The following is a 409-nucleotide window of genomic DNA, read 5'->3' on the forward strand; positions in this document are numbered from 1 at the left end:
ACGATGCACAGGCAGTGCAGTGGTATCGCAAGGCGGCGGGACAAGGGCATGCCAAAGCCCAATATAATTTGGGTGGGATGTATGCCAATGGGAAAGGAGTCCTTCAAAACCTTGTACAGGCAGAGCAGTGGTATCGTAAGGCTGCAGAACAAGGGATTGCGGAAGCCCAATATAATTTGGGTGTGATGTACGACAATGGGCAAGGTGTTCGTTAGAACTATAAGATCGCCAAAGAGTGGTTTGGTAAGGCTTGTGATAATGGAATACAGCTAGGTTGCGATGCTTACCGAGAATTGAATCAGGCAGGATATTGAATCTTTATCCCAAGGTCGTCTGAAATACATATACAAACCCAAAAACCTTCTGAATAAAAACAGGATTTTGAGATGAACACCTTATTGAAAAACAT

At 44.0% G+C, this 409-nt stretch carries 1 pseudogene; it reads left to right on the forward strand.

The features are described from left to right. Nucleotides 1–314 (forward strand): annotated as a pseudogene (locus tag HMPREF3050_RS14970) (tetratricopeptide repeat protein); the annotation flags it as partial. Nucleotides 315–409: the final 95 nt, after the last annotated feature.

Origin of the sequence: Neisseria sp. HMSC065D04 (assembly GCF_001815675.1) — a bacterium.
GTDB lineage: Bacteria > Pseudomonadota > Gammaproteobacteria > Burkholderiales > Neisseriaceae > Neisseria.